Raw genomic sequence first — 21077 nt, 5'->3', positions numbered from 1 at the left:
GTCGCACGTACGCCCCGGCAGGGGGTCGGTCAGCAGGCAGCGGGGGTCGATGCCTCTCGGGCCAGGTCGAGGAAGGATCGCCAGGCGGTCGGTGCGAAGGTGAGCGACGGGCCGGAACGATCCTTACTGTCCCGCACCAGCACCACCCCGGGCAGGTTGTCCGCCACCTCGACACAGTTGCCGCCGGAATCGGTCGAGCGAGTCGACGTGCGCCAACGGGGTTCGGCAGCGTTCATGGCGTGACCTTCAGCTTTCGGATCAGGTCCAGCGAAGTACTCGTGGACAGTGCTTCGCCGAGCAGGCTATCCCACTTCCGGTCCATCAGGCGGACCGTCTCGGGGCCGTTGATCACGTGTCCGCGAGCGGCATTCTCCAGGTAGATCGCCTGCTCGAGGTCGGGAAGTTCGACAAGCACGAATCCGCCACCAAGGCCAACGTGTGCACCGACGCTGTTCGGAACGATGTGCAAACGGACCTGCGGCAGTTGCGCCTCCTCCAACAGTCGGCCGAGCTGCGCGTCGAGCACTGCCGGACCGCCGACGGGTCGCCGCACGGCCGTCTCGTCGAGCAGGAAGACGCATTGCGTCGGGTCCTCCTGCCGCAGGAGCTGCTCGCGCAGCAGTTCCTGCCGCTCCATTCGGACGGCCACCAACTCGTCCACCATCGCTGGCGGCTGTAGCCCTCCGGCCGAGATGACGGCTCGGGCGTACTCCTCGGTCTGGAGCAGGCCCGGCACCAGACAGGGCTCGAAGGCGCGCAGCCTGGTCGCCTCCTGCTCGTAGCCGCGCCACGCCGCGAACCAGGAGGGACCGCGTTCCCGGTCGGCCTCCTTGAGGAGTTCGGCGAGTAGGCCACCGGTTTGCAGCGCCTCGTCGGAGGCCACGGCGAATTCCATCGTCGGTCGGCGGCGGCCGGTCTCGATGGCGGCAATCAGCGACGGGCTCCACTTGATCAGAGTGGCAAGACCCTCCTGGGAGACGCTGGCGGCGGCACGGGCGGCCTTCAACGCCCTGATCCACATCTCGAAGTTCATCACTCACCCATCTGGTAAGTACGCGAACGCGCCGAGTAGTAACCGCTGGCATCCTCCCCTGCGACGAGTGCGGAGTCCAGGGTGGAATCGCGCGGCCCGGCCGGTGGAGGCGACGACCCGGCGGCCGGTCCTGCGTCGGGTCGCCCCGGTCATTCCCCCGGCCGGGGCGACCCCCGAAGCGAAGGAGGTCACCCCATGTACAACGTGTTCCACAGGTGTCGGAACGTCGCGCTGCGGGCGTACCGCCGCTCGTCGCCATCGAGAGCGAACCCGGAAGTCGTCCCGTCGCGCCGTACCCCGTCGGGATGGCGGTGCTGGCGGCCAGTCGGCTGGTTCGCCCGCAGCACCCCGGCGCAACTGGCCGTGACCCGCACCGCCGACCCGAGAAGGCTGGCCCACCTACGCGTGCGTATCCGGGCCGAGGGCCCGGTCGCGCCGGGGACATCGCCGCCTTCGACGCCCGGGGCCAGCCCGCACACCGACCGCTCGACACCCGAGGCACACACGGGTGCCAGCCGACGGCGACCCGAGCCATGCCCGTACGTCAGCCCTTCGGCGCGCGAACGTTCGGCGTATCCGCTTCCGAACTGGGCTGCCTGGCCGACGATCGCCGAGCCCCGGCCCGGCCGAGGCGGCTGGCTCACTCTCGCGCAGAAGTGGCGGGCGAACGGGGGCCGCTGGTGACCCTGGCATCTGCCGCGCCGGAGAGGCCAGCCTGGCACGGACGGTCGGCTCGATCGTGAGCCGCTTCGTGCCGCACCTGCCGATGCGACCACTCTGGCGCTGTCGAGCGTGCGGGGCGCACTGGCCCTGCCAGCCTGCCCGCCTCTCGCTGCTGGTCGAGTACCGCGAGGATCGGATCGCGCTCCTGGTGTATCTCGGACTGCTGATGACGGAAGCCCACGCCCAGCTCAGCCAGCTCAACGGGCAGCTTCACCACACCGACCTGCACGACCGGTTCCTGACCTGGGCACGGGCCCGTGAACCGGCCGGGCGGGTCACAATGTTTCACGTGAATCATCAGCCGGGTGCCCAGATCCACCACACCGACCCGTTCGCCGTGCCAGCGAGCGACCGTTCGCCCGTACGCCGCTTCCGGGGTCGGCTCGCCGCACCGGTGACGCTCTGGACCGCACCCGGGCCGGCCGGGCTGACCGTCTCCTCCACGCTGGCGGCCGAGGGCGAGCCGGACCGACTGCTCGGCCTGATCGACGCCGAGTCCGACCTGTGGGCGGCGGTCGAGGAGGCCGGTCGGTTCGCGGTCGCGCCGCTCGGCCCACCGCATCGGCAGCTCGCCGACCGGTTCGCCGGCCTCTTCCCGTCGCCGGGTGGCCTGTTCGCCACCGGCGACTGGACCGAGACGCCCTACGGGCCGGTGCCCGCCGACGCCGGCGGGTGGGCGGGATGCCGACTCGACAGCGCACGGGAGTACGGCTGGAGCCTGCTCGTCGAGGCGACGGTCGAGCAGGTGGAGTTCGGCGACGACATCGCGCCGCTGCTGCACCACCGGGGTCGCTACCGCGAACTGGGCTGACCGCAGCCGGCGGCGGACGAATCTGGACGGACTTCACCTACCGCTCAACGGAGTGAGCTGGGTCACTCGGCGCAGCGATGCTGCCGTTCGGCGCAGCCGTCGACCGACACCGATCTCAGCCTTTTCCGGCGGGGAGTGCGCTTCTTACCGTGCGCGAAACTCCTGACGCCTGTGAAGGTGGTGATCCACAAGATGTCCACGGACACACCCGCGACCGCGCCGACCGATTCGACGCCCGAGCGGTACCTCGCGGTCCAACGGTCGGACGAATTCGCCGGACTGCGCCGCGCGCTGCGCGGATTCGTCTTCCCGATGACCATCGCGTTCTTCCTGTGGTACTCGCTCTACGTGATCCTCTCGGCGTACGCGCGAGACTTCATGGGCACGCGCCTGTTCGGCAGCAACATCAACGTGGCGCTGGTCTTCGGCCTGCTCCAGTTCGTCTCCACCTTCCTCATCGCCTGGCTCTACAGCCGGTACGCCGACCGGAAGATCGACCCGGTGGCCGACAAGATCCGTGAAGAGCTGACCGGAGGTGAGTCGTGACCACGATGATCCTCGCGGTCGAGGCGGGCAACACGACGGCCCGGAACCTGACCATCGTGCTCTTCCTGGCCTTCGTGGCCGCCACCCTGGGCATCACGATCTGGGCCAGCCGGCAGACCAAGACCGCCACCGACTTCTACGCGGGCGGCCGGTCGTTCTCCGGCTTCCAGAACGGCATGGCGATCGGCGGCGACTACATGTCCGCCGCGTCCTTCCTGGGCATCGCCGGCATCATCGCCCTCTACGGCTACGACGGCTTCCTCTATTCGATCGGCTTCCTGGTGGCCTGGCTGGTGGCCCTGCTGCTGGTCGCGGAGCTGCTGCGGAACTCCGGCCGGTACACGATGGCCGACGTACTGGCCTTCCGGATGCGGCAGCGTCCGGTGCGTACCGCGGCGGCGGTTTCCACCATCACCGTGTCGATCTTCTATCTGCTGGCCCAGATGGTCGGTGCGGGCGCCCTGGTCGCCCTGCTGCTCGGCATCCGCCCCGGCACCACCTTCCTGGGCATGGACGCCAGCACCGCCAAGGTGGCGACCATCATCCTGGTCGGCGCCCTCATGATCATCTACGTCACCGTGGGTGGCATGAAGGGCACCACCTACGTACAGATCGTCAAGGCGTTCCTGCTGATGGGCGGCGCGCTGCTGATGACCCTGCTGGTGCTGGCGAAGTACAAGTTCAACCTGTCGTCCCTGCTGGGTGACGCGGCGGCGAGCTCCGGCCACGGCAGCGCGTTCCTGGAACCCGGGCTGCGGTACGGCGTCGAGGTAGCCGGCAACGCGACACAGACCTTCTACAACAAGGTCGACCTGCTCTCCCTCGGCATCGCCCTGGTGCTCGGCACCGCCGGCCTGCCACACATCCTGATCCGCTTCTACACCGTGCCGACGGCCAAGGCGGCCCGCAAGAGCGTGCTCTGGGCGATCGGCATCATCGGCTCGTTCTACCTGCTCACCCTGGCCCTCGGCTTCGGTGCGGCGGCGCTGGTGGGTGGTGACGCCATCCGGGAACAGGACGCGGCCGGCAACACCGCCGCACCACAGCTCGCCGAGGCGCTCGGGATCGACTTCTTCGGCGGCGATCTGGGCGGGGCGGCGATGCTGGCGATCATCGCGGCGGTCGCCTTCGCCACCATCCTCGCGGTGGTCGCCGGGTTGACCCTGGCGTCGTCGTCCAGCCTGGCGCACGACTTCTACGCCAACGTCATCAAGCGGGGCAACACCTCAGAGCGCCAGGAGGTACGCGTCGCCCGGATCTCCGCGTTGGTGATCGGCGCGGCCGCCATCGCCCTGTCGATCTTCGCGCAGAACCTGAACGTGGCGTTCCTGGTGGCACTGGCATTCGCGGTCGCCGCCTCCGGCAACCTGCCGGCGATCCTCTACAGCCTGTTCTGGAAGCGGTTCAACACCTCGGGCGCGGTGTGGGCGATCTACGGCGGTCTGCTGGCGGCCGTACTGCTGGTGTTCTTCTCGCCGGTGGTCTCCGGAGCACCGACGGCGATGTTCCCGGACCACGACTGGCAGTGGTTCCCGCTGTCCAACCCGGGCATCCTGTCGATCCCGTTCGGCTTCCTCTGCGGCTGGATCGGCACCCTCGTCTCCAAAGAGAGCGACGAGGACAAGTACGCCGAACTGGAGGTGCGTTCGCTGACCGGCGCCGGCGCGCACTGACGACCCACCGGCGGGCACTGAGCGTCGATCGGCGCGCAGTGCCCGCCGAGTGTTAGTAGGGGTCCCCTGTACTACGCGAGGCGTTAGCAGGGGACCCCTCCTTCACTCCGGTCGGCCTGCGGCAGGCTCGACCGCCCTCATGAAACAGGCCTTACTCTGGTCGGCGTGAAGGTTGAGCAGCGTTTTGGTCCCGGTCACCGCATCCTGGTCACCGGCGGTGCCGGTTTCGTCCCGTCGCACCTGGTGGATTCCCTGATCGGTCGCGGGTGCACGGTGGTCGCACTGGACAACTTCGTCACCGGGTCGAAGGAGAACGTCGCCCATCTGCTCGACGAACCGTCCTTCACTCTGGTGGAGGCGGACATCTCCGACGGGCTGCCGGATCACCCCGCGCTCGCCGAGCGGTTCGACGCGATCCTGCACATGGCGTCCCCGGCGAGCCCGACGGACTTCGAGAAGCTGCCGGTGGAGATCCTGCGGGTGGGCTCGGTCGCCACCCTGCACCTGCTGGAGCGTGCCGCCGCCGACGGTGCCCGGTTCCTGCTGGCCTCGACCTCCGAGGCGTACGGCGACCCGAAGGAGCACCCGCAGCGGGAGACGTACTGGGGCAACGTCAACCCGATCGGCATTCGCAGCGTGTACGACGAGGCCAAGCGCTTCTCCGAGGCCGCGACGATGGCGTACCGGCGCAGTCGGGGCGTGGACACCGCGATCGTGCGGATCTTCAACACGTACGGTCCGAGGATGCGGCCGGACGACGGGCGGGCCATCCCGACCTTCATCTCCCAGGCGCTGCGCGGTGAGTCGATCACCGTGCACGGCACCGGCAACCAGACCCGCTCGATCTGCTACGTGGCGGACCTCGTCCGGGGCATCCTGCTGCTGCTCGACTCGACCGAGAGTGGACCGGTCAACTGCGGCACCGAGCACGAGATGAGCATGCGGCAACTGGCCGAGACGATCGTGTCGCTCTGCGAGAGCAAGTCCGAGGTGACCTACGTCACGCGCAGTGCCGACGATCCGGAGATGCGCCGTCCCGATCTGACCCTCGCCCGCGAGGTCCTCGGGTACGAGCCCTCCGTCGCGCCCGAAGTCGGCCTGCGACGCACGATCGACTACTTCCGCGAGCGGATCGGGTAGCACCGGGGCCGGCACCGGCCGGGTTTCACGACGGGCGACAGTGGCGAGGCCTGCGTACCCTGAGTTACATGTCAGCCACCAACTCCGCCGCACTGCCGGCCCTCCACCTGCACCGCAGCGCCGGGCGCGCGGCGGTACCGGCCGGCTCGGGCCGGGGCGGACGCGCTGCCCGAGCGAACGAGACCAGCCGGTTCCCGGCGTACGACGAGGCACCCGGTGGGCCGGGCGGTCCGCGTGGCCCGGTGGGGCCGGGCGGGCCCGGCGGTCCGCCGCCGCCTCGTGGCCGCCGCCCGCGGTGGGGCCGGATCGCCCTGCTGACCGGCGTCGTGGTGTTGGTGCTGGCGCTGCTCGGCGGCGTCGGCGCCTGGTTCTACGCCCGCAGCCTGGACAACAACCTGGCCCGCACCGACCCGTTCTCGGAGATCACCGGCGGACGGCCGGCGAAGGCGGTGGACGGTGCGCTCAACATCCTGATGGTGGGCACCGATTCGCGGGATCCGGACGCGCCGATGGACCAGGCCGGTGAGTGGCGCGCCGACACGATCATCGTCATGCACATCCCCGCCGACCACCAGGAGGCGTACCTCGTCTCCATCCCCCGCGACCTGTACGTGCCGATCCCGGAGAGCGCCGCCTCCGACTGCGACTCCGGCCAGCGTCGCAAGATCAATGCGGCGTTCGCGTTCGGCGGCCTGCCACTGGCGGTACGCACCGTCGAGTGCTTCACCGATGTGCACATCGACCACGTCATGGCGATCGACTTCGGGGGCTTCAAGCAGGTCACCGACGCGCTCGGCGGCGTCGAACTGGAGGTCGAGCGGACCATCACCTCGATCCACAAGCCGTACCGGAAGTTCACCAAGGGCACCAACCAGATGAACGGCACCGAGGCGCTGGACTGGATCCGGCAGCGGAAGCAGTTCCCGGACGGCGACTTCGCCCGGATGCGCCACCAGCAGGAGTTCCTGCGGGCGCTGATGGACAAGGCGGCGAGCAGCGGCACGCTGACCAACCCGAAGAAGCTCAACGCGTTCCTCCGGTCGGTCACCGACGCGGTCACGGTCGACCAGGGCTTCTCACTGACCGACATGGCGGTGCAGTTCCGCAACCTGCGGGGCGAGAACCTGACGTTCGTCACCAGCCCGCACCTGGGCAGCCAGACCATCAACGGCGAGTCGGTGGTCGTCTCCGACCGGGAGAACGCCCTGGCCATGTACCGCGCGATGTCCGGCGACACGATGGCCGACTGGTTCAAGGCGAACAAGGAGTCACGGGCCGGTAACGGCTGATCACGCCACCGGCCGACAGTCGGGCTTCTCGCTCACCGCGCGTGACCGAGAAGCCCGACTTCTGCTGTGAAAATCCTGGGAGCCAATAGTCGATCGTCCATTTTGTTCTGCCCGTTTGTCCATTTCCCCAGGATGACGTGGCGGAGAACGGTAACTGAGCGTCAGACGAACTCGCCACGGCGGGATTGCGTCCGTAAAGTGTTCCCGCCCCCCACATTCACGAGCTGGAGCACGCATGCCGGTTCAGAGCCCCTCCTTGCTCGATCCGCCTGGCGCATCGAACCCTTCGCCCTCAGCCGGCAAGAAATCCGGCAAGAGCGGCAAGAAGGGGCGCACCCGGCGGAAGGACCCTCTCTGGGCCCGGATCACCCTGGTCTTCGGCGCCGTGCTGATGATGACCAGCGGCCTCGCCATCGTCGGCAGCAAGGCCGTGATCGGTCAGGCCACCGGCAGCATCTCGCAGCGCAATCTGCTCGGCGAGGCAGGCAAGACGGTGGACGAGGGCGGCAACAACCTGGAAGGCCCGATCGACATGCTGCTGCTGGGCGTGGACGCCCGGGAGCGGTGGGCCGCCGACGACGTACGCGCGGACAGCATCATCGTGCTGCACATTCCGGCCACCCACGACCAGGCGTACCTGATCTCGATTCCTCGGGACACCGAGGCCCGCATCCCCGCCTTCCCCAAGACCGACTTCCCGGGCGGCACCGACAAGATCAACGCAGCGTTTCAGGCCGGTGCCCGCAACGGCGGCGGCTGGGAGGGCGGCGCCCAGTTGATGGCCCAGACCATCAAGGGCATGACCGGCGTCGGCTTCGACGGTGCGGCGATCATCAACTTCGGTGGCTTCAAGAACGTCATCGACGCCCTCGGCTCGGTGCGTATCTGCCCGAAGCAGGAGGTCAAGTCGGCCCACATGTCGTACGTCGACGGCAAGGTGATGTGGAACGCGGACGCCAAGAAGACCGGCAAGCAGCGGACCCCGGTGGTGCACAAGAAGGGCTGCCAGGAGATGGAGGGCTGGGCCGCGCTGGACTTCTCCCGGCAGCGGTACGGCCTGGCCAACAGCGACTACGACCGGCAGCAGAACCAGCAGCAGCTGATCAAGGCGATGGCGAAGAAGGCCAGCCAGAACGGCACGCTGACCAACCCGCTCAAGCTCAACGAGCTGATCAAGGCGGCGGGTAAGGCGTTCATCCTGGACACCGGCGGCGTGTCGGTGGAGGACTTCGTCTTCACCATGCGCGGGGTCACCGGCAACGAGCTGATCATGCTGAAGACCAACGGTGGCACCTTCAACGGCAACGAGAGCGGCCGGGAAGCCCTCAGCGAGCAGACCCTGGACATGTTCCACGCGGTCAAGCAGGACAAGCTGGCCGAGTTCGTTTTCTACAACCCCGAGGTGATCTCCAGCCGGAAGTGACCGGCGGGCGTACCCGGAAACCGCCGTCACGCCGCCGTCACCGTCCGTAGTCTGACATGAAGAAGATTCATGTCAGACGGACGGGGAGGACGTCACGGTCAGGAGGGCACGCGACGGCGGACCACGGGCAGCGGGCGGAGAGTACGGGCACCCGCGTTGGCCACGCGTACTGCTGGGGATCGGGCTGGCGGTGGTGCTGCTGGCCACGGTCGCCGTGGTCGGCCTCCGGGTGCTCGCCGACCGGTATGAGCGCACCATGACCCGGGCCGAACTGCTCGACCCGAGCGCCCGCGCCGACCGCACCGACCGGCATGGCCCGCTTAACTACCTGCTCGTCGGCTCGGACCGCCGCCCCGACGACACCGGCCCGGAACAGCGCACCGACACCATCTTGATGGTGCACGTACCGGCCGGACTGCGCGAGGGCTACCTGGTCTCCGTACCGCGTGACCTGCTGGTCGACATCCCGCCCGGGTCCGGCTACCTGGGCGGGGAGGACAAGGTCAACGCCGCGTACGAGTACGGCGGCGGCGGTGAGGCCGGTGCCCGGCTGCTCTCGGCCACCCTGACCCGACTCACCGGCGTCCGCTTCGACGGCGCCGCCCTGGTCGACTTCGCCGGTCTGCGCAGCGTCATCGACCTGCTCGGCGGGGTGACCATGTGCGTACGTACCGAGGTGCGCTCGATCCACACCGACCGGGTCTTCTCGCCCGGCTGCCAGCGGATGGACGGCGCCCAGGCGCTGGACTACGTCCGCCAGCGCTACGACCTGCCCGGCGGCGACTACGACCGGCAGACCCACCAGCAGCAGCTGCTGGGGGCGATGCTGCAACGGGCGGGGGAGACCCGGCTCCGCGAGAACCCGGTCCAGTTGCACCGGCTCGTCCAGGCCGTCGGCGGCTCGCTGACCGTGGACACCAACGGCGTACCCGTGGAGGACCTGTTGCTGGCGCTGCGCGGCCTTTCCACCGACGCGCTGCGCGGCGTCCAGGTGCCGTCCTATCCGCAGACCATCGACCAGGTCTCCTACGTCGTGCTCGACAACGGCGGGGAGGGACTGTTCGAGGCGGTCCGGGGCACCCGGATGCCGCAGTGGGCGGGTGCCCATCCGCACTGGGTCACCCGGCTCTGACCCGCCGGCCTACGCGATCGCCCCGACGGCCCTCTAGGCTTGGTAGCCGTGTTCGGATCCCACGTACCCACCATGACGGTGCCCGAGATCAACGACGAGACCTACCTGCTCGACGTCCGGGAGGACGACGAGTGGGAGGCGGGTCACGCACCCACCGCACACCACCTGCCGATGATGGAACTGCCGGCGCGCATCGCCGAGGTGCCCGACGACCGGGACGTCGCGGTCATCTGCCGCTCCGGCGGACGGTCCGCCCAGGTGGTCGCCTACCTCATGCACAACGGCTGGGACCAGGTACGCAACGTCGAGGGCGGGATGGGCGACTGGGAGGCGGCCGGACGACCGGTGGTCGACTCGAACGGCCAACCGGGCCGGGTCCTCTAACGGCCGTGCACACCCCGCTCGTCTTCGCGCACCGTGGCGCGTCGTACGACCTGCCGGAGCACACCCTCGCCGCCTACCTGCGCGCGCTCGACGAGGGCGTCGACGGGCTGGAGTGCGACGTCCGGCTGACCCGCGACGGCCACCTCGTCTGCGTGCACGACCGCCGACTGAACCGCACCAGCAACGGTCGCGGCCTGGTCAGCGCCCGTACCCTGGCCGAGCTGGAGGAGCTGGACTTCGGCTCCTGGCACCCGGGCTGCGTACCGGCCGACGGGGACGAGGTGCTCGACGACTCGCGGACCCGGCTGCTGACCCTCGAACGGCTGCTGGAGGCGGTCCTCGCCGCCGGGCGGCCGGTGCGGCTGCTGGTGGAGACCAAACACCCGTCCCGCTACGGCGGCGACGTGGAACGCCGGCTGGTCGCCCTGCTGCGCCGGTACGGCCTGACCGAACCGCGCCCCGACGACCCGGTACGCGTGACGGTGATGTCCTTCTCCCCGCTGGCCGTACGCCGGACGCGGGCGTTGGCCCCGGCGCTGCCGACCGTACTGCTGCTGGAGGTGCTGCCCCGCTGGCTGCGCCTGGGCCGGCTGCCGTTCGGTGTCGGCATCGCCGGTCCCGGGATCGGCCTGGTCCGGGCCCGCCCGGCGCTGGTGCCGTCGCTGCGGGCCGCCGGCAACCAGGTCTACGTCTGGACCGTCAACGAGCCGGCGGACCTGGATCTCGTGCTCGCCGCCCAGGTGGACGGCGTGATCACCGACCGCCCGGCGCAGACGCTGGCCCGGTTGAGGGGATAACCGACCGTCGGGGGTGCCGAAGAAGGTGAACGGAGGTGCACACTCGGGGACATGACGGACCGTACCGATTACTCGGCTCTCATCGCCGGGCACACCGTCGTCATCGAGATGATCAACTCGGGGGACGCGGGCCTTCCGGTACTGACCCAGCTACTGCGGGTGGCGCAACCGGCACTCGGTGCCGCCGGCATGGCCTTCGTCGAGTTCGCTCCCAGCGGCGGACGGGTGATCGCCGCCACCGGTGCCGCCGAGTGGACCATCGGGCGTCCCCTGCCACCCAGCGACCCGATCACCGCCTGCCTGCTCGCCGGCCCCCGCGTGCAGTGCGTACGCACCGACCGGCTCGGCAGCCAGCTCGCCGACGAGCTGACCGATCGCGGCCTGCGCCGGATGGTCGCCTCCCGAGCGGAGATCGGCGGGCACGCCGTCGGCAGCCTCCAGGCCCTGTACCGGGCCGGGGACGACGAGCCCGGCCCGGAGCAGCGGGGCGTGGTCGGATTCCTGGGCGCCTGCATCGCGCACATGTACGGCGACCAGAGCGGCCTGCCGGTGCACGGCGACGGCCCGGTGGTGGCGGCTCTCGCCGACGGGCTGGCGGTCGTCGACCGGGACGCCCACGTACGCCTCTGGAACCCGGCCGCCGCCGACGTCACCGGCCGGTCCGCAGCCGAGGCGATCAACAAGCCGCTGCCCTTCCCGGTGCCCCCGTCCGGGCAGGTCCTCGACCACCGTCTGCCGGACGGACGCTGGCTGCGGGTCACCTCGGGTGAGCTGCCCGGTCCGGGCGCGCTGCGGGTGGTCACCTTCCGGGACATCACCGACCAGCAACGGCACGACCACGAGCGGGACCTCTTCGTCGCGGTGACCAGTCACGAGCTGCGCACGCCGGTGACCGTGATCAAGGGGTACGCCGACACGCTCAACGACCACTGGGAGTCGCTCAGCGACGCCGATCGACGCCAGGCCGCGCAGGTCATCGGCCAGCGCGCCAACGAGCTGGCCCGGCTGCTCGACCGGCTGCTCTCCTCCGCCGCCGAGGCCTGGCCGGACGACGGGCCGGCGGTGCCGTTCGACCTCGGCGAGACGCTGCGCGGGGCGGTCGCCAACCTGCCCGGTGAGCTGCGTCGTCGGTCCACCCTCCAGTTCCCGGCCGACCTGCCCCGGGCGATCGGGCGTCGGCAGAGCCTGGTCACCGTGCTGACCGAGCTGGTCACCAACGCCGGCAAGTACTCCCCACCCGGCTCGCCGATCGAGGTGAGCGCGGCCTCGGACGGGCCGACCGTCTGCGTCCGGGTCAGCGACCGGGGCATCGGCGTACGCCCTGAGCACGTCGAACGGGCCTTCGACCGGTTCTGGCAGGGCGACTCGGGTGACAATCGTCGCTATCCGGGCACCGGACTCGGCCTCTATCTCGTCCGCCGGATCGTTGAACAGCAGAATGGATGGGTATTCCTCCGGCCGAGAACTGGTGGAGGTACGGTCGCAGAGGTGCGGCTGCCCCGTAGGTGATCGTGGGGGTCACCGGGGCGGAAGAGGGGCGGGACGTGTCGACGGGAGCGGTCGAACGAGCGTGGTGTGTGGTCGTACCGCACCACGCCAGCGGTGCGCGCGCCGCCCGGCACCGCCTCGCCGCCGAGCTGGCCGAGGTCGTGTCCCCGGTGGTGCTCGCGGATCTCGTCGCGGTCCTGGCCGAGCTGGTCGGCAACGCCGTCCGGCACGCGGACCCGCTGCCGGGCGGAGTGGTCCGGGTGGCCTGGCGGTTGATGACGACCGACGACGGGGCGCACGTCCGGCTGCGGGTCACCGACGGCGGCGCAACCGGTACGCCCCGGATCCGTCCGGCGGACATCGACGCGGCCGACGGCCGGGGCCTGCACATCGTCTCCGGCCTGGCGAGCCGCTGGGGGGTCGAACGGGACGGTCTGGGGCAGAGCGTCTGGGCTGATTTCGACGCGGTCCCCGAACGACCGGACCTGCTCGTCGCCGGCTGAGCCCGCGCAGGGCGGGTCCGGCCCCCGGCATCGCGTCCGGGCCTCTAGGCTGTGTCGCCGTGAGCAAGCGTCGAAAGAACCAGCGGGCCGCCGCGCCGACGAACCCGAAGCGGGAGAAGGTGCGGGACGTCTTCGTCCCCCGGCCCTTCGAAGGGCTGACCGACGAGCCGGAGTGGATCGCGCTGCGGGAACTCGTGCCCGCCGCCTCCGCACCGCTGCGGCTCACCCCCGAGCTGGTCGAGGAGTACGGCGACCGGCCGGTGACGCTGGCCACCGTGCTGCCGATGGCCGCCCCCGCGATGAGTCGCGCCGACGGGCAGGTGTTCGTCGGGCTCCAGCGACACCAGCAGTCCGGTGACGTATCCCGAGACCTGGCCGAGTCGCTGCTCTGCGCGCTGCGTACCGAGCCGGGTGCCCCGGTCCAGGTGCCGCCGCTGCCCGGCCCCGGGCCACGGCTCCAGGACATCCTGGTCGACGGCCCGTTGACAGTCACCCTGCACGAGAGCTTCGACTTCTGGCTGGTCCCCGAGGCCGTCGACGACCCGACCGTGCAGGCGTCCCTGGAACGGGCCAACGCGGCGATCTACCCGACCGTGGGGCTGGCGGCGGCGCGGTCGGCGTACTGGTGCCAGGTGCCGGAGAAGGCGCACGTGCGCTGGGTCCTGCCCGAGGCCGAGGAGGCCGCGCTGGACGCGTTGGCCCGGCTGGGTGCGGCCGGCTCGCTGACTCTCGGCGAGGGGACCAAGTTCGCCGGCATGTTCCGTGCCCACGGCCGGCTGGTGCCGGTCTGGGATCTGCCCGAGCAGACCCCGGCCGCCGAGTGGGAGGCACCGGTCGCCGACTTCGCCAAGCGGTACGCCGAGGCGTTGACGGAGACCGAGCCGCTCGACGCCGCCGCCCGCCGGTCCCGTCAGGGCCTGCTGGGTCGCCAGCTCACGCTGCGCTGAGCGTGCGCTTCTGGTGTTAGGAAGGGACCCCTGCTCTACCGGAGACGTTAGAAGGGGACCCCTCCTTACTCGCGCAGCAGTGGGCACGACATGCAGCGCGGGCCGCCCCGACCCGACCCCAGCTCGGAGCCGGCGATCGGGATGAGTTCGATCCCGGCCCGTTCGAGCTGGGCGTTGGTCTCCACGTTGCGTTCGTAGCCGACGCAGAGCCGGGGCGCGAGCGCCAGCGTGTTGTTGCCGTCGTCCCACTGCTCCCGCTCGGCGGTCACCGGGTCGAGCCCGGTGTCGATCACCCGGAGCTGGTCGAGGTCCATCGCGTCGGCGGCGGCCCGCAGGAACGGCGCCGGGCCGTCCACCCGTGGGTCGTCGCCGTCCGTCCCGGCGATCACCGTGTACGCCGACAGCGAGTGCGCGACGTTGGGATACATCAGCACCGCGTCGACGTCGACCATGGTGCAGACCGTGTCGAGGTGCATGGTGGCCCGCTCCTGGGCGATCGGCACCACCAGGATGGTGTGCGCCAGCCCGGCCGCGAAGACCTGCCGGGCCAGCCGCTCGGCACCGGCCGGGGTGGTCCGCTCGCCCACCCCGACGGCGAGCACCCCGGGAGCGAGCAGCAGCACGTCGCCGCCTTCGAGGTGCTCCAGGTCGGGCCGGTAGACGTACTCGGTGCCGGCGAAGCGCGGATGGTGCCGGTAGATCGCGTCGGTCAGGGTGGTCTCCCGCCGGCGGGCGGGCATCGCCAGGCTGGTCACGCCGACCCGCCCGCCGATCCACAGTGACGAGTCGCGGGTGAACAACAGGTTCGGCAGGGGCGCGATGACGAAGTCGTGCCGGTCCATCAGCGTGTAGACCAGGCCACCGCGCCGGTCACCGCCGAGCCGTAGCTCCTCGTGGGCGAGGCCGGCGACGAGGACGCCGGCGAGCGCGGCCGGGTCGAGGTAGGTCAGGTGCGCGGCGACCCGGGCGCGCAGGGTGTCGCCGAGCCGGGGCGAGGCGAGGACCTGTTCGGTCAGTTCGGCGCGGGCCTCCGCCACGGCCAGGGTCTCGGTGAGCAGATCGGTGAGATAGAGCACCTCGACATCGCGCTCGCGCAGCGCGGCGGCGAAGGCGTCGTGCTCCTCCTGCGCACGACCCACCCAGGGGATGGCGTCGAACAGCAGGGAGTCGTTGTTGCGCGGGGTCAGGCGGGCGAGTTCCGGCCCCGGCCGGTGCAGCAGCACGGTGCCGAGCCGACCGACCTCACTGTCCACGTAGTGGGTCACACCCGAAGCCTAGGGCAGGGTTTGGCGGCATCCGATAAAACAGCTGTGGGTGAATATGGCATTCATCCACAGTCATTCCGGCGTTCCGGCTTGCCGACTACCGGGACCCGCAACGTAGGGTAGTGAGAAAGTAACTTCGAGGGACCTTTTGCCGGAGGTCGCGATGACTGTCTTCCCCGCTCGTCGAGCCGTACCGTCCGCCCGGGCGCTGCCGCAAGCGGCGGTGCCACACCCTCGGGTCGAGGCGCCGGGGGTGGTCGCGGCCCCGCGTCCGTCGCCCTTGGAGTGGGCCCGCCGACGTCGCGCCGAGCGGGGCGCTCGTCGGCTGGAGGCCGCCGGTGCCCGCGCGCTCGGTCAACTCGACCATCTCGGGCCCGCGTGGCACGTGATCGACTGGCCGCGCACGGACGCCGCGGACGCCCTGCTCGACGAGAGCGACGACAACCGGGCCGGGTTCCTCGCCATCGGCCCGAGCGGACTCTTCGCCGTCACCATCGCCGACCACGGCCGGGCCCGCGTCCTGGTCGCCGGTGACGTGGTGCAGATCAACGGCAAGCGCCCGCCGTACGTGGCCGAGGCCCGCCGCGACGCCCGGCGCGCCAGCAAGGCACTGACCAGCGCGGTCGGCCATCCGATCCCGGTGACGCCAGTGCTCACCTTCGTGGGCTCCGGCGTCATCAGCGTCTACGGCCTGCCCAAGGACTGTCTGATGGCCACCCACCGGGAGCTCGACCGGATGCTCGTCGCCGGTGGCAACCGGATCAGCCCGGCCACCGCCGAGAAGCTCTCCCGGGTCGCGCAGCACCCCGGGACGTGGATGAGCGGCGGCTATCCGCCAGCAGCCGACTACCGGTGGTATGAGGACGGCCGAATGGCCGCTGACAAGCCGGCCACCCGGCGGTAACGTCTGCGGCGACGCCACGCGGCCGGGCCCCTGCACTCCGCACCGGCCGGCCGCGCCGTCGCAGACCGGCAGCGATCAGCACCGATGGCGTGGATACCAACGCGGTCAGCGGGGGCCGAGACGACCGGCTAGCGTGGACGTTCCGTCGGTGTGCATAGGAGGCGCGGTGGCCCACGTCGAACTCTCGCTCTCGGAAGTGTTCGTGCCCGACCCGGGAACACCGACAGAGCTGGGGTACGACAACATCGGCCGGTGGGCGGCCACTGTGTCCAGTGCCGACGAACCCTGCCTGCTGATCGACGCCGAGAGCCGCGTGGTGGCCGTCTCCGCCGCCGGTTGTGATCTGCTCGGCCTCGGCAACCCCGAGGACGTCATCGGACTGCCGCTGCTCGACGGCGGCCTGCGGCTGCTCGACTTCACCGCGTACCGGGGCGAGTTGGCCGAGCCGGACATCGACAAGATCCCGCCGCTGCTGGCGCTCGCCTCCGGCCGGATGGCCCGTGGCCTGTTACGGATCATGGCAACCACCGAGGGTGTCTCCGACGCGACCGTCGACGCCATCTCCACGCCGGTGCTCGCCGACGGGGCCGTCGCCGGCTCGCTCACCTTCTTCTCCGAGCTCTGACCCGGGCACCGCGTACCCGGCGGACCTTCACGTCGGCGGCGGATCCTCCTACCATTGGCTCGGCTCCGGCCGCCCCCGACGCTCGCCCCCCATCGAGGATCATCCCCGTGTCGCCCACCCCGATCCGTCGTGCCGCCCCCGGCCGCCGGCCCGCCCGACCGGGTGCCCGCCGGAGTCGTACCCGGCTGCCCGCAGTCGCCGGGCTGGCCATACTTGTGCTGGCCGCCTGCGGCGAACCGCCGGAACAGCGCGACGGGTCTACCCTGCCGACGCCGCCGCCCACCACCGCCGCGGCCGGGTCGGCCACCCCGACACCACCGCCCTTCGGCGAACCGCCCAGCGCCGCACCGACCGTCGCGCCGACCGACGCCGGCCTGGTCGCGGTCGCCTGCCCCGGCCAGCCGTCCCGGCAACGGATCGTCGACCTGGTCCGGGGACGCGACGGGCTGCTCCCCCGCAACGCGCGGGTGCAGGTCACCAGGGGGCCGCTCTGCGCCGCCGGCTGGCACTTCACCGGCATCGACGTCACCGGGTACGAGCCGCTCCAGGTGGTCACCCGGGACCAGGCCGGCACCCTGCGGCTGGTCACCGCCGGCACCGACGTCTGCTCGGTCGAGGTACGCGTGGCCGCGCCCGTCGGGATCAGGACGCTGGCCTGCGGCGACGAGGGGTCGGTGCCGGTACCGGTGGCGCCCGTGCCCTCTCCGCCACCGGTGCCCACGCCGACGCCGTCCGGGCAGTCACCGACGCCATCGGCGTCCACACCCTCGGCGGGTGCGTAGGCTGTTCGCCATGCCGGGAACGCCGCCGACCCGTTTCGTCTACCTCGGGCCCGAGGGCACCTTCGCCGAGCAGGCGTTGCGTACCCTGCCCGCCGCGGAGCGGGGCAGCCGTACACCGGCCCGCAGCGTCGGCGAGGCCATGGAGGCGGTACGCACCGCCGACGCCGACGCCGCGCTGGTGCCGCTGGAGAACTCGATCGGCGGAGCGGTCGGGGTCACGTTGGACGAACTGGCCGAGGGCGAACCTCTGGTGATCACCCGCGAGGTGATCCTGCCGGTGCAGTTCGTGCTCGGCGCGCGCACGGACACCCTGCTGCCGACCATCCGCAGCGTCGCCGCCCACCCGCAGGCGTCCACCCAGTGCCGGGGTTGGCTGCGGGCACACCTGCCCGACGCGGTCGTGGTCGACGTGCTCTCCAACGGCGCGGCGGCTGCCGGCGCCGCCACCGGTGAGTACGACGCGGCGATCTGCGCACCCATCGGCGCGGCCCGGCACCGGCTCGCCGTGCTGGCCGACAAGATCGCCGACCATCCGGATGCGGTCACCCGGTTCGCGCTGCTCTCCCGCCCCGGCCCGCCTCCGCCGCCCACCGGCGACGACGTGACCTCGCTGGCGGTCTACATCGCTCACGACGAGGTGGGCGCGCTGCTGTCCGTGCTGATGGAACTCGCGGTACGCGGGGTGAACCTGACCCGGATCGAGTCCCGGCCGACCGGTGAGGCGCTGGGCCGGTACGTCTTCTTCCTCGACTGCACCGGTCACGTCGCCGACAGCCGGCTCGGCGAGACCCTCCAGGGGCTGCGGCGGGTCTGCGCCGACGTCCGCTTCCTCGGTTCGTACCCCCGGCACCGGTGGGACGGCACGGCCGGCGAACGGCCGGTGCCGGCCCCGGCGGGACTCTCCGACGCCGACTACACCGACGCCGCAGCCTGGCTCGCCCGGCTCCGTGCGGGCGAGCTGGGCTGACCGACCGGGCTCAGCGGAACAGGCCGCCGAGCACCCCGCCCTGCTCCTGCTGACCGCTGCCCATGACCGGCGGCTCCTCGGACGGCTGGACGACGACGAAGCCGCGCCCGGCGAAACTCATCGTGTACGCCTCACCGGTCGTCCGCCCCAGCAGCGTGCCGAGCCCGAGCTGGTCGGCCCGGTGGTAGCCGGTCTGCAACCCCGCCGACCAGCAGACGGCGGCCTGCGGGTCCACGTAGGTGGGTGCGTCGACGCTGAGCACGACCGGGGTGCCCCGGGTGGTGACCGCGATCCGGCCGTGACCGGAGAAGACGCAGTTGAACAGGCCGGTCGAGGCCATGCCCGCGCCGCCGACCATCTTGATGTCGTAGCTCAGCGTCGAGTCGAAGGCCAGCACGCTGGACCCGTTGATGGACAGGGCATCGCCCGGCTCCAGGTCGATGACGTGCACGTCCTTGGCAAAGTCGGCGAGGAAGACGTCGCCGTGACCGGTCAGCTTCATCAGCGGCACACCCTCACCGGTGAGCTTCTGCTTGAGGAAGTTGCCGATACCACCGGAGCCGAGCGCCTGGAACTGCACCTGCCCCTGGTACGCGACCATCGAGCCGACGCGGGCCATCGCCTCGCCGTTCAGCTCGATCTTCAACATCTTGGCGTTCTGCAGCCGCATACCGGGCTGCGCGGACTCCTTCTCCAGGTTCGCCGCTGAGAACAGCTCGCTACGCATGGGTCCCTCCCGTACTCGCCGTGTCTGGCCGAGACGGTAGGGCAGCACCGCAAGAGGGCCGGCGGGTCAGCCCCAGCCGAGGTCGTGCAGGCGCGCGTCGTCGATGCCGAAGTGGTGGGCGATCTCGTGCACCACGGTCACCGCCACCTCGTCGATGACGTCGTCGTCGGTGTCACAGATCCGCAGGATCGGGTTGCGATAGATCAGGATGCGGTCCGGCAGGACTCCGGCGTAATCCCAGCCCCGGTCGGTCAACGCGTGTCCCTCGTAGAGGCCGAGCAGGTCCTCGCCGGGGGGCGGGTCGTCCTCGACCAGGATCACCACGTTGCTCATCAGCGCCAGCAGTTCCTCCGGAACCTCGTCCAGCGCTTCCCCCACCAACTCCTCGAACCGCTCGCGCTCCATCTCGACCGCCACGCCCTCATTGTTCCTCACCCGACGCGCGATCTCGCGCCTCCGAGGCCCCGGAGGGGTGCCGGGGTGCCGGAGGCGCGAGATCAGCGCGGGATGGTCAGGAGGTGAGGCGGGCGGTGAGGGTGATCTCCGCGCCGGGCGACAGCAGGCGCGAGATCGGGCAGTTCTGCTTCGCGGTCTCGGCCAGCTTGGTGAACTGTGCCTCGTCGATGCCGGGGACGTCACCGACGGTGTCCAGCTCGATGCGGGTCACCGTCATCCCGGCGTCGGTCTTGTCCAGGTGCACCGTGGCGGTGGTCTCCACCGACGTGGCGGTGGTCCCGGCGTCGGCGAGCGCCTTGGAGAAGGCCATCGAGAAGCAGCCGGCGTGCGCGGCGCCGATCAACTCCTCGGGGTTGGTGCCCTCTCCCTCCTCGAAACGAGACTTGAAGGAGTAGTTCCCCTGCAACCCGCCCTTGCCGGTACGGATCGTGCCGGAGCCCTCGGGAAGGTTGCCCTGCCAGCGTGCGGAAGCGGTACGGATAGGCATGCACCTGACGCTAGTCGACCCGACGCCGACAGGCGACCGACCAGCAAGGCTCACCGCCGGGAACCCGACGTCACCGGCCGGCTGTGGAATGATTCACGCGGACCCGCCGACCTGGTCAGCGCCTTCCGGGGCGTCCAGGCTCCGAGGAGAGGGCGAACGATGACCAACGACCTCCCCATCCCTCGTCAGGACGAACGCGCCGACGGTGCCAGCGTCCTCGAATGGGGTACGGCGGACGAGTCGGAGGGCGGAAGCCGCCTCCGGCGGGCCGTCACCGGCCTCGGCCGGGACCACCGGGTACCGATGCTGCTGGCCGGACTGGGTGCGGCCGCCGCTGTCGCCTCGCTGCTCGGCGAGTGGGTGACCATGAACATCCCCACCGGCCCGGACCCCGCCAGTCCGCTGGAGGTGACCAACGGGGTCGCCGAGATCGGCGGAATGGGCACCGGCTACCTGGTCGGTCTCCTGGTGCTCGGTTGCGCGGTGGCGCTCGCGCTACGCGGCACCAGGTCGGCGCAGGTCAACGCCCGGATCGCCGGCCTGGCGCTCGCGGCCGGCATGATCGCGCTGCTCGCCGCCGCCACGTCGTCGCTCGGCGACGCGACCCGTCGGAGCCTGATGTACTACTCCGGCGAGGAGAGCCTTCGCATCGAGCACGGGCGTGGTCTGTTCATGGCCTTCGCGGCCGTGCTGCTGTTCGCCGCCGCGCTCGTCCGGACCACCCCCGCCGGGGCCGAGATGCCGCCGAGCGGTGAGCCGGTCGGCCCCGACGACGCTTCCCCGGAGTCGACGTCCCGGCGTTCCCGGCGACGGTCCGAGCAGACGGATCCGGACGAGGGACGTCCGCCGGCCGACATCACCGTCAGCCCGACGGTGCCCTTCGCCCGTGAGGCCCCGCCCGACTGAGGTGTAAGGAGGGGTCCCCTGCTAACGCCTGGTGTATAGGAAGGGTCCCTTCCTAACAGCTCAACGCCG

Annotated in this window: 22 protein-coding genes and 1 pseudogene; 17 read left to right on the top strand and 6 right to left on the bottom strand. The window is 70.8% G+C overall.

The window, feature by feature from the left end:
* Positions 1–29: 29 nt before the first annotated feature.
* Together ACZ31C_RS04815 and ACZ31C_RS04810 are read right to left on the bottom strand one after the other, a co-directional pair.
* Entirely contained in the window at positions 30–236 is a 207-nt protein-coding gene (locus ACZ31C_RS04815) for a DUF397 domain-containing protein (protein ID WP_465794182.1), read from the bottom strand.
* Positions 233–1033, bottom strand: a complete 801-nt coding sequence (locus tag ACZ31C_RS04810) for a helix-turn-helix domain-containing protein (protein ID WP_465794181.1) — start codon at positions 1031–1033, stop codon at positions 233–235. Before ACZ31C_RS04810 ends, ACZ31C_RS04815 begins: the two co-directional genes overlap by 4 nt.
* Before the next feature lie 766 nt (positions 1034–1799).
* Between ACZ31C_RS04810 and ACZ31C_RS04805 the strand changes: the two genes are divergently transcribed.
* The 12 genes from ACZ31C_RS04805 to ACZ31C_RS04750 all read left to right on the top strand — a co-directional run bounded on the left by ACZ31C_RS04805 (position 1800) and on the right by ACZ31C_RS04750 (position 13889).
* Positions 1800–2567, top strand: a complete 768-nt coding sequence (locus tag ACZ31C_RS04805) for a flavin reductase family protein (RefSeq protein ID WP_465794366.1) — start codon at positions 1800–1802, stop codon at positions 2565–2567.
* Between the two features lie 192 nt (positions 2568–2759).
* On the top strand, positions 2760–3113 hold the full coding sequence (locus ACZ31C_RS04800; protein ID WP_465794180.1) for a DUF485 domain-containing protein: 354 nt from the start codon (positions 2760–2762) through the stop codon (positions 3111–3113).
* A gap of 5 nt (positions 3114–3118) precedes the next feature.
* Positions 3119–4786: a solute symporter family protein gene (locus ACZ31C_RS04795; protein WP_465794365.1), complete on the top strand. Its 1668-nt coding sequence runs from the start codon at positions 3119–3121 to the stop codon at positions 4784–4786.
* 165 nt (positions 4787–4951) lie between these two features.
* Entirely contained in the window at positions 4952–5926 is a 975-nt protein-coding gene (locus ACZ31C_RS04790; RefSeq protein WP_396743554.1) for an NAD-dependent epimerase/dehydratase family protein, read from the top strand.
* Positions 5927–5994: 68 nt separating this feature from the next.
* A complete protein-coding gene (locus tag ACZ31C_RS04785) occupies positions 5995–7215 on the top strand; it encodes an LCP family protein (RefSeq protein ID WP_465794179.1) in 1221 nt (406 codons plus the stop codon).
* Between the two features lie 235 nt (positions 7216–7450).
* Positions 7451–8638, top strand: coding sequence for an LCP family protein (locus ACZ31C_RS04780; RefSeq protein ID WP_465794178.1), 1188 nt, complete (start codon positions 7451–7453; stop codon positions 8636–8638).
* Between the two features lie 190 nt (positions 8639–8828).
* Positions 8829–9770 carry an LCP family protein gene (locus ACZ31C_RS04775; protein WP_465794177.1) on the top strand — a complete coding sequence of 314 codons (942 nt, stop codon included), beginning with the start codon at positions 8829–8831 and terminating at the stop codon, positions 9768–9770.
* A gap of 48 nt (positions 9771–9818) precedes the next feature.
* Entirely contained in the window at positions 9819–10154 is a 336-nt protein-coding gene (locus ACZ31C_RS04770; protein WP_350698047.1) for a rhodanese-like domain-containing protein, read from the top strand.
* A 5-nt stretch (positions 10155–10159) separates the two neighbouring features.
* Positions 10160–10951, top strand: coding sequence for a glycerophosphodiester phosphodiesterase (locus ACZ31C_RS04765; RefSeq protein ID WP_465794176.1), 792 nt, complete (start codon positions 10160–10162; stop codon positions 10949–10951).
* A gap of 51 nt (positions 10952–11002) precedes the next feature.
* The gene (locus tag ACZ31C_RS04760; RefSeq protein ID WP_465794175.1) at positions 11003–12460 is read left to right on the top strand and encodes a PAS domain-containing sensor histidine kinase; all 1458 of its coding nucleotides are present in this window, start codon (positions 11003–11005) and stop codon (positions 12458–12460) included.
* Positions 12461–12528: 68 nt separating this feature from the next.
* Positions 12529–12942: an ATP-binding protein gene (locus tag ACZ31C_RS04755; RefSeq protein WP_465794174.1), complete on the top strand. Its 414-nt coding sequence runs from the start codon at positions 12529–12531 to the stop codon at positions 12940–12942.
* Positions 12943–13001: 59 nt separating this feature from the next.
* Positions 13002–13889, top strand: a complete 888-nt coding sequence (locus tag ACZ31C_RS04750) for a DUF5926 family protein (RefSeq protein WP_465794173.1) — start codon at positions 13002–13004, stop codon at positions 13887–13889.
* Positions 13890–13954: 65 nt separating this feature from the next.
* Here the strand turns inward: ACZ31C_RS04750 and ACZ31C_RS04745 are convergent, their stop codons facing one another.
* On the bottom strand, positions 13955–15154 hold the full coding sequence (locus ACZ31C_RS04745) for an arginine deiminase (protein ID WP_396743575.1): 1200 nt from the start codon (positions 15152–15154) through the stop codon (positions 13955–13957).
* Between the two features lie 163 nt (positions 15155–15317).
* Here ACZ31C_RS04745 and ACZ31C_RS04740 point away from each other — a divergent pair, with 163 nt between their 5' ends.
* The 4 genes and pseudogenes from ACZ31C_RS04740 to pheA all read left to right on the top strand — a co-directional run bounded on the left by ACZ31C_RS04740 (position 15318) and on the right by pheA (position 18432).
* Positions 15318–16058 (top strand): hypothetical protein, encoded by a 741-nt coding sequence (locus tag ACZ31C_RS04740; protein WP_350698041.1) that lies wholly within the window; start codon positions 15318–15320, stop codon positions 16056–16058.
* Positions 16059–16224: 166 nt separating this feature from the next.
* On the top strand, positions 16225–16683 hold the full coding sequence (locus ACZ31C_RS04735) for a PAS domain-containing protein (protein WP_465794172.1): 459 nt from the start codon (positions 16225–16227) through the stop codon (positions 16681–16683).
* A gap of 185 nt (positions 16684–16868) precedes the next feature.
* Positions 16869–17357 (top strand): annotated as a pseudogene (locus ACZ31C_RS04730) (hypothetical protein); the annotation flags it as partial.
* A 118-nt stretch (positions 17358–17475) separates the two neighbouring features.
* Positions 17476–18432 carry a prephenate dehydratase gene (gene pheA, locus ACZ31C_RS04725; RefSeq protein WP_465794364.1) on the top strand — a complete coding sequence of 319 codons (957 nt, stop codon included), beginning with the start codon at positions 17476–17478 and terminating at the stop codon, positions 18430–18432.
* A gap of 10 nt (positions 18433–18442) precedes the next feature.
* Here pheA and ACZ31C_RS04720 read toward each other — a convergent pair whose 3' ends face one another.
* From ACZ31C_RS04720 to ACZ31C_RS04710, 3 genes are all read right to left on the bottom strand, one after another.
* On the bottom strand, positions 18443–19159 hold the full coding sequence (locus ACZ31C_RS04720) for an AIM24 family protein (RefSeq protein ID WP_396743579.1): 717 nt from the start codon (positions 19157–19159) through the stop codon (positions 18443–18445).
* Between the two features lie 66 nt (positions 19160–19225).
* On the bottom strand, positions 19226–19564 hold the full coding sequence (locus tag ACZ31C_RS04715; protein ID WP_117228335.1) for a metallopeptidase family protein: 339 nt from the start codon (positions 19562–19564) through the stop codon (positions 19226–19228).
* Between the two features lie 106 nt (positions 19565–19670).
* Positions 19671–20102, bottom strand: a complete 432-nt coding sequence (locus tag ACZ31C_RS04710; protein ID WP_465794171.1) for an OsmC family protein — start codon at positions 20100–20102, stop codon at positions 19671–19673.
* A gap of 159 nt (positions 20103–20261) precedes the next feature.
* On the opposite strand from ACZ31C_RS04710, the gene ACZ31C_RS04705 reads away from it, so the two are divergent.
* Entirely contained in the window at positions 20262–21008 is a 747-nt protein-coding gene (locus tag ACZ31C_RS04705; RefSeq protein WP_465794170.1) for a hypothetical protein, read from the top strand.
* Positions 21009–21077 lie beyond the last annotated feature (69 nt).

The sequence above is a fragment of the Micromonospora sp. NPDC023869 genome (genome assembly GCF_055559695.1).
The sequence above is the reverse complement of the archived record's forward strand: the minus strand, read 5'-3'. Positions and strand labels throughout refer to the sequence as shown.

Coding starts and splice junctions, on each gene's coding strand:
- ACZ31C_RS04705 (WP_465794170.1), top strand. CDS start 20,262: ATGACCAACGACCTCCCCATCCCTCGTCAGGACGAACGCGCCGACGGT.
- ACZ31C_RS04785 (WP_465794179.1), top strand. CDS start 5,995: ATGTCAGCCACCAACTCCGCCGCACTGCCGGCCCTCCACCTGCACCGC.
- ACZ31C_RS04760 (WP_465794175.1), top strand. CDS start 11,003: ATGACGGACCGTACCGATTACTCGGCTCTCATCGCCGGGCACACCGTC.
- ACZ31C_RS04780 (WP_465794178.1), top strand. CDS start 7,451: ATGCCGGTTCAGAGCCCCTCCTTGCTCGATCCGCCTGGCGCATCGAAC.
- ACZ31C_RS04800 (WP_465794180.1), top strand. CDS start 2,760: ATGTCCACGGACACACCCGCGACCGCGCCGACCGATTCGACGCCCGAG.
- ACZ31C_RS04795 (WP_465794365.1), top strand. CDS start 3,119: ATGATCCTCGCGGTCGAGGCGGGCAACACGACGGCCCGGAACCTGACC.
- ACZ31C_RS04720 (WP_396743579.1), bottom strand. CDS start 19,159: ATGCGTAGCGAGCTGTTCTCAGCGGCGAACCTGGAGAAGGAGTCCGCG.
- ACZ31C_RS04710 (WP_465794171.1), bottom strand. CDS start 20,102: ATGCCTATCCGTACCGCTTCCGCACGCTGGCAGGGCAACCTTCCCGAG.
- ACZ31C_RS04805 (WP_465794366.1), top strand. CDS start 1,800: ATGCGACCACTCTGGCGCTGTCGAGCGTGCGGGGCGCACTGGCCCTGC.
- ACZ31C_RS04740 (WP_350698041.1), top strand. CDS start 15,318: ATGACTGTCTTCCCCGCTCGTCGAGCCGTACCGTCCGCCCGGGCGCTG.
- ACZ31C_RS04815 (WP_465794182.1), bottom strand. CDS start 236: ATGAACGCTGCCGAACCCCGTTGGCGCACGTCGACTCGCTCGACCGAT.
- pheA (WP_465794364.1), top strand. CDS start 17,476: ATGCCGGGAACGCCGCCGACCCGTTTCGTCTACCTCGGGCCCGAGGGC.
- ACZ31C_RS04810 (WP_465794181.1), bottom strand. CDS start 1,033: ATGAACTTCGAGATGTGGATCAGGGCGTTGAAGGCCGCCCGTGCCGCC.
- ACZ31C_RS04715 (WP_117228335.1), bottom strand. CDS start 19,564: ATGGAGCGCGAGCGGTTCGAGGAGTTGGTGGGGGAAGCGCTGGACGAG.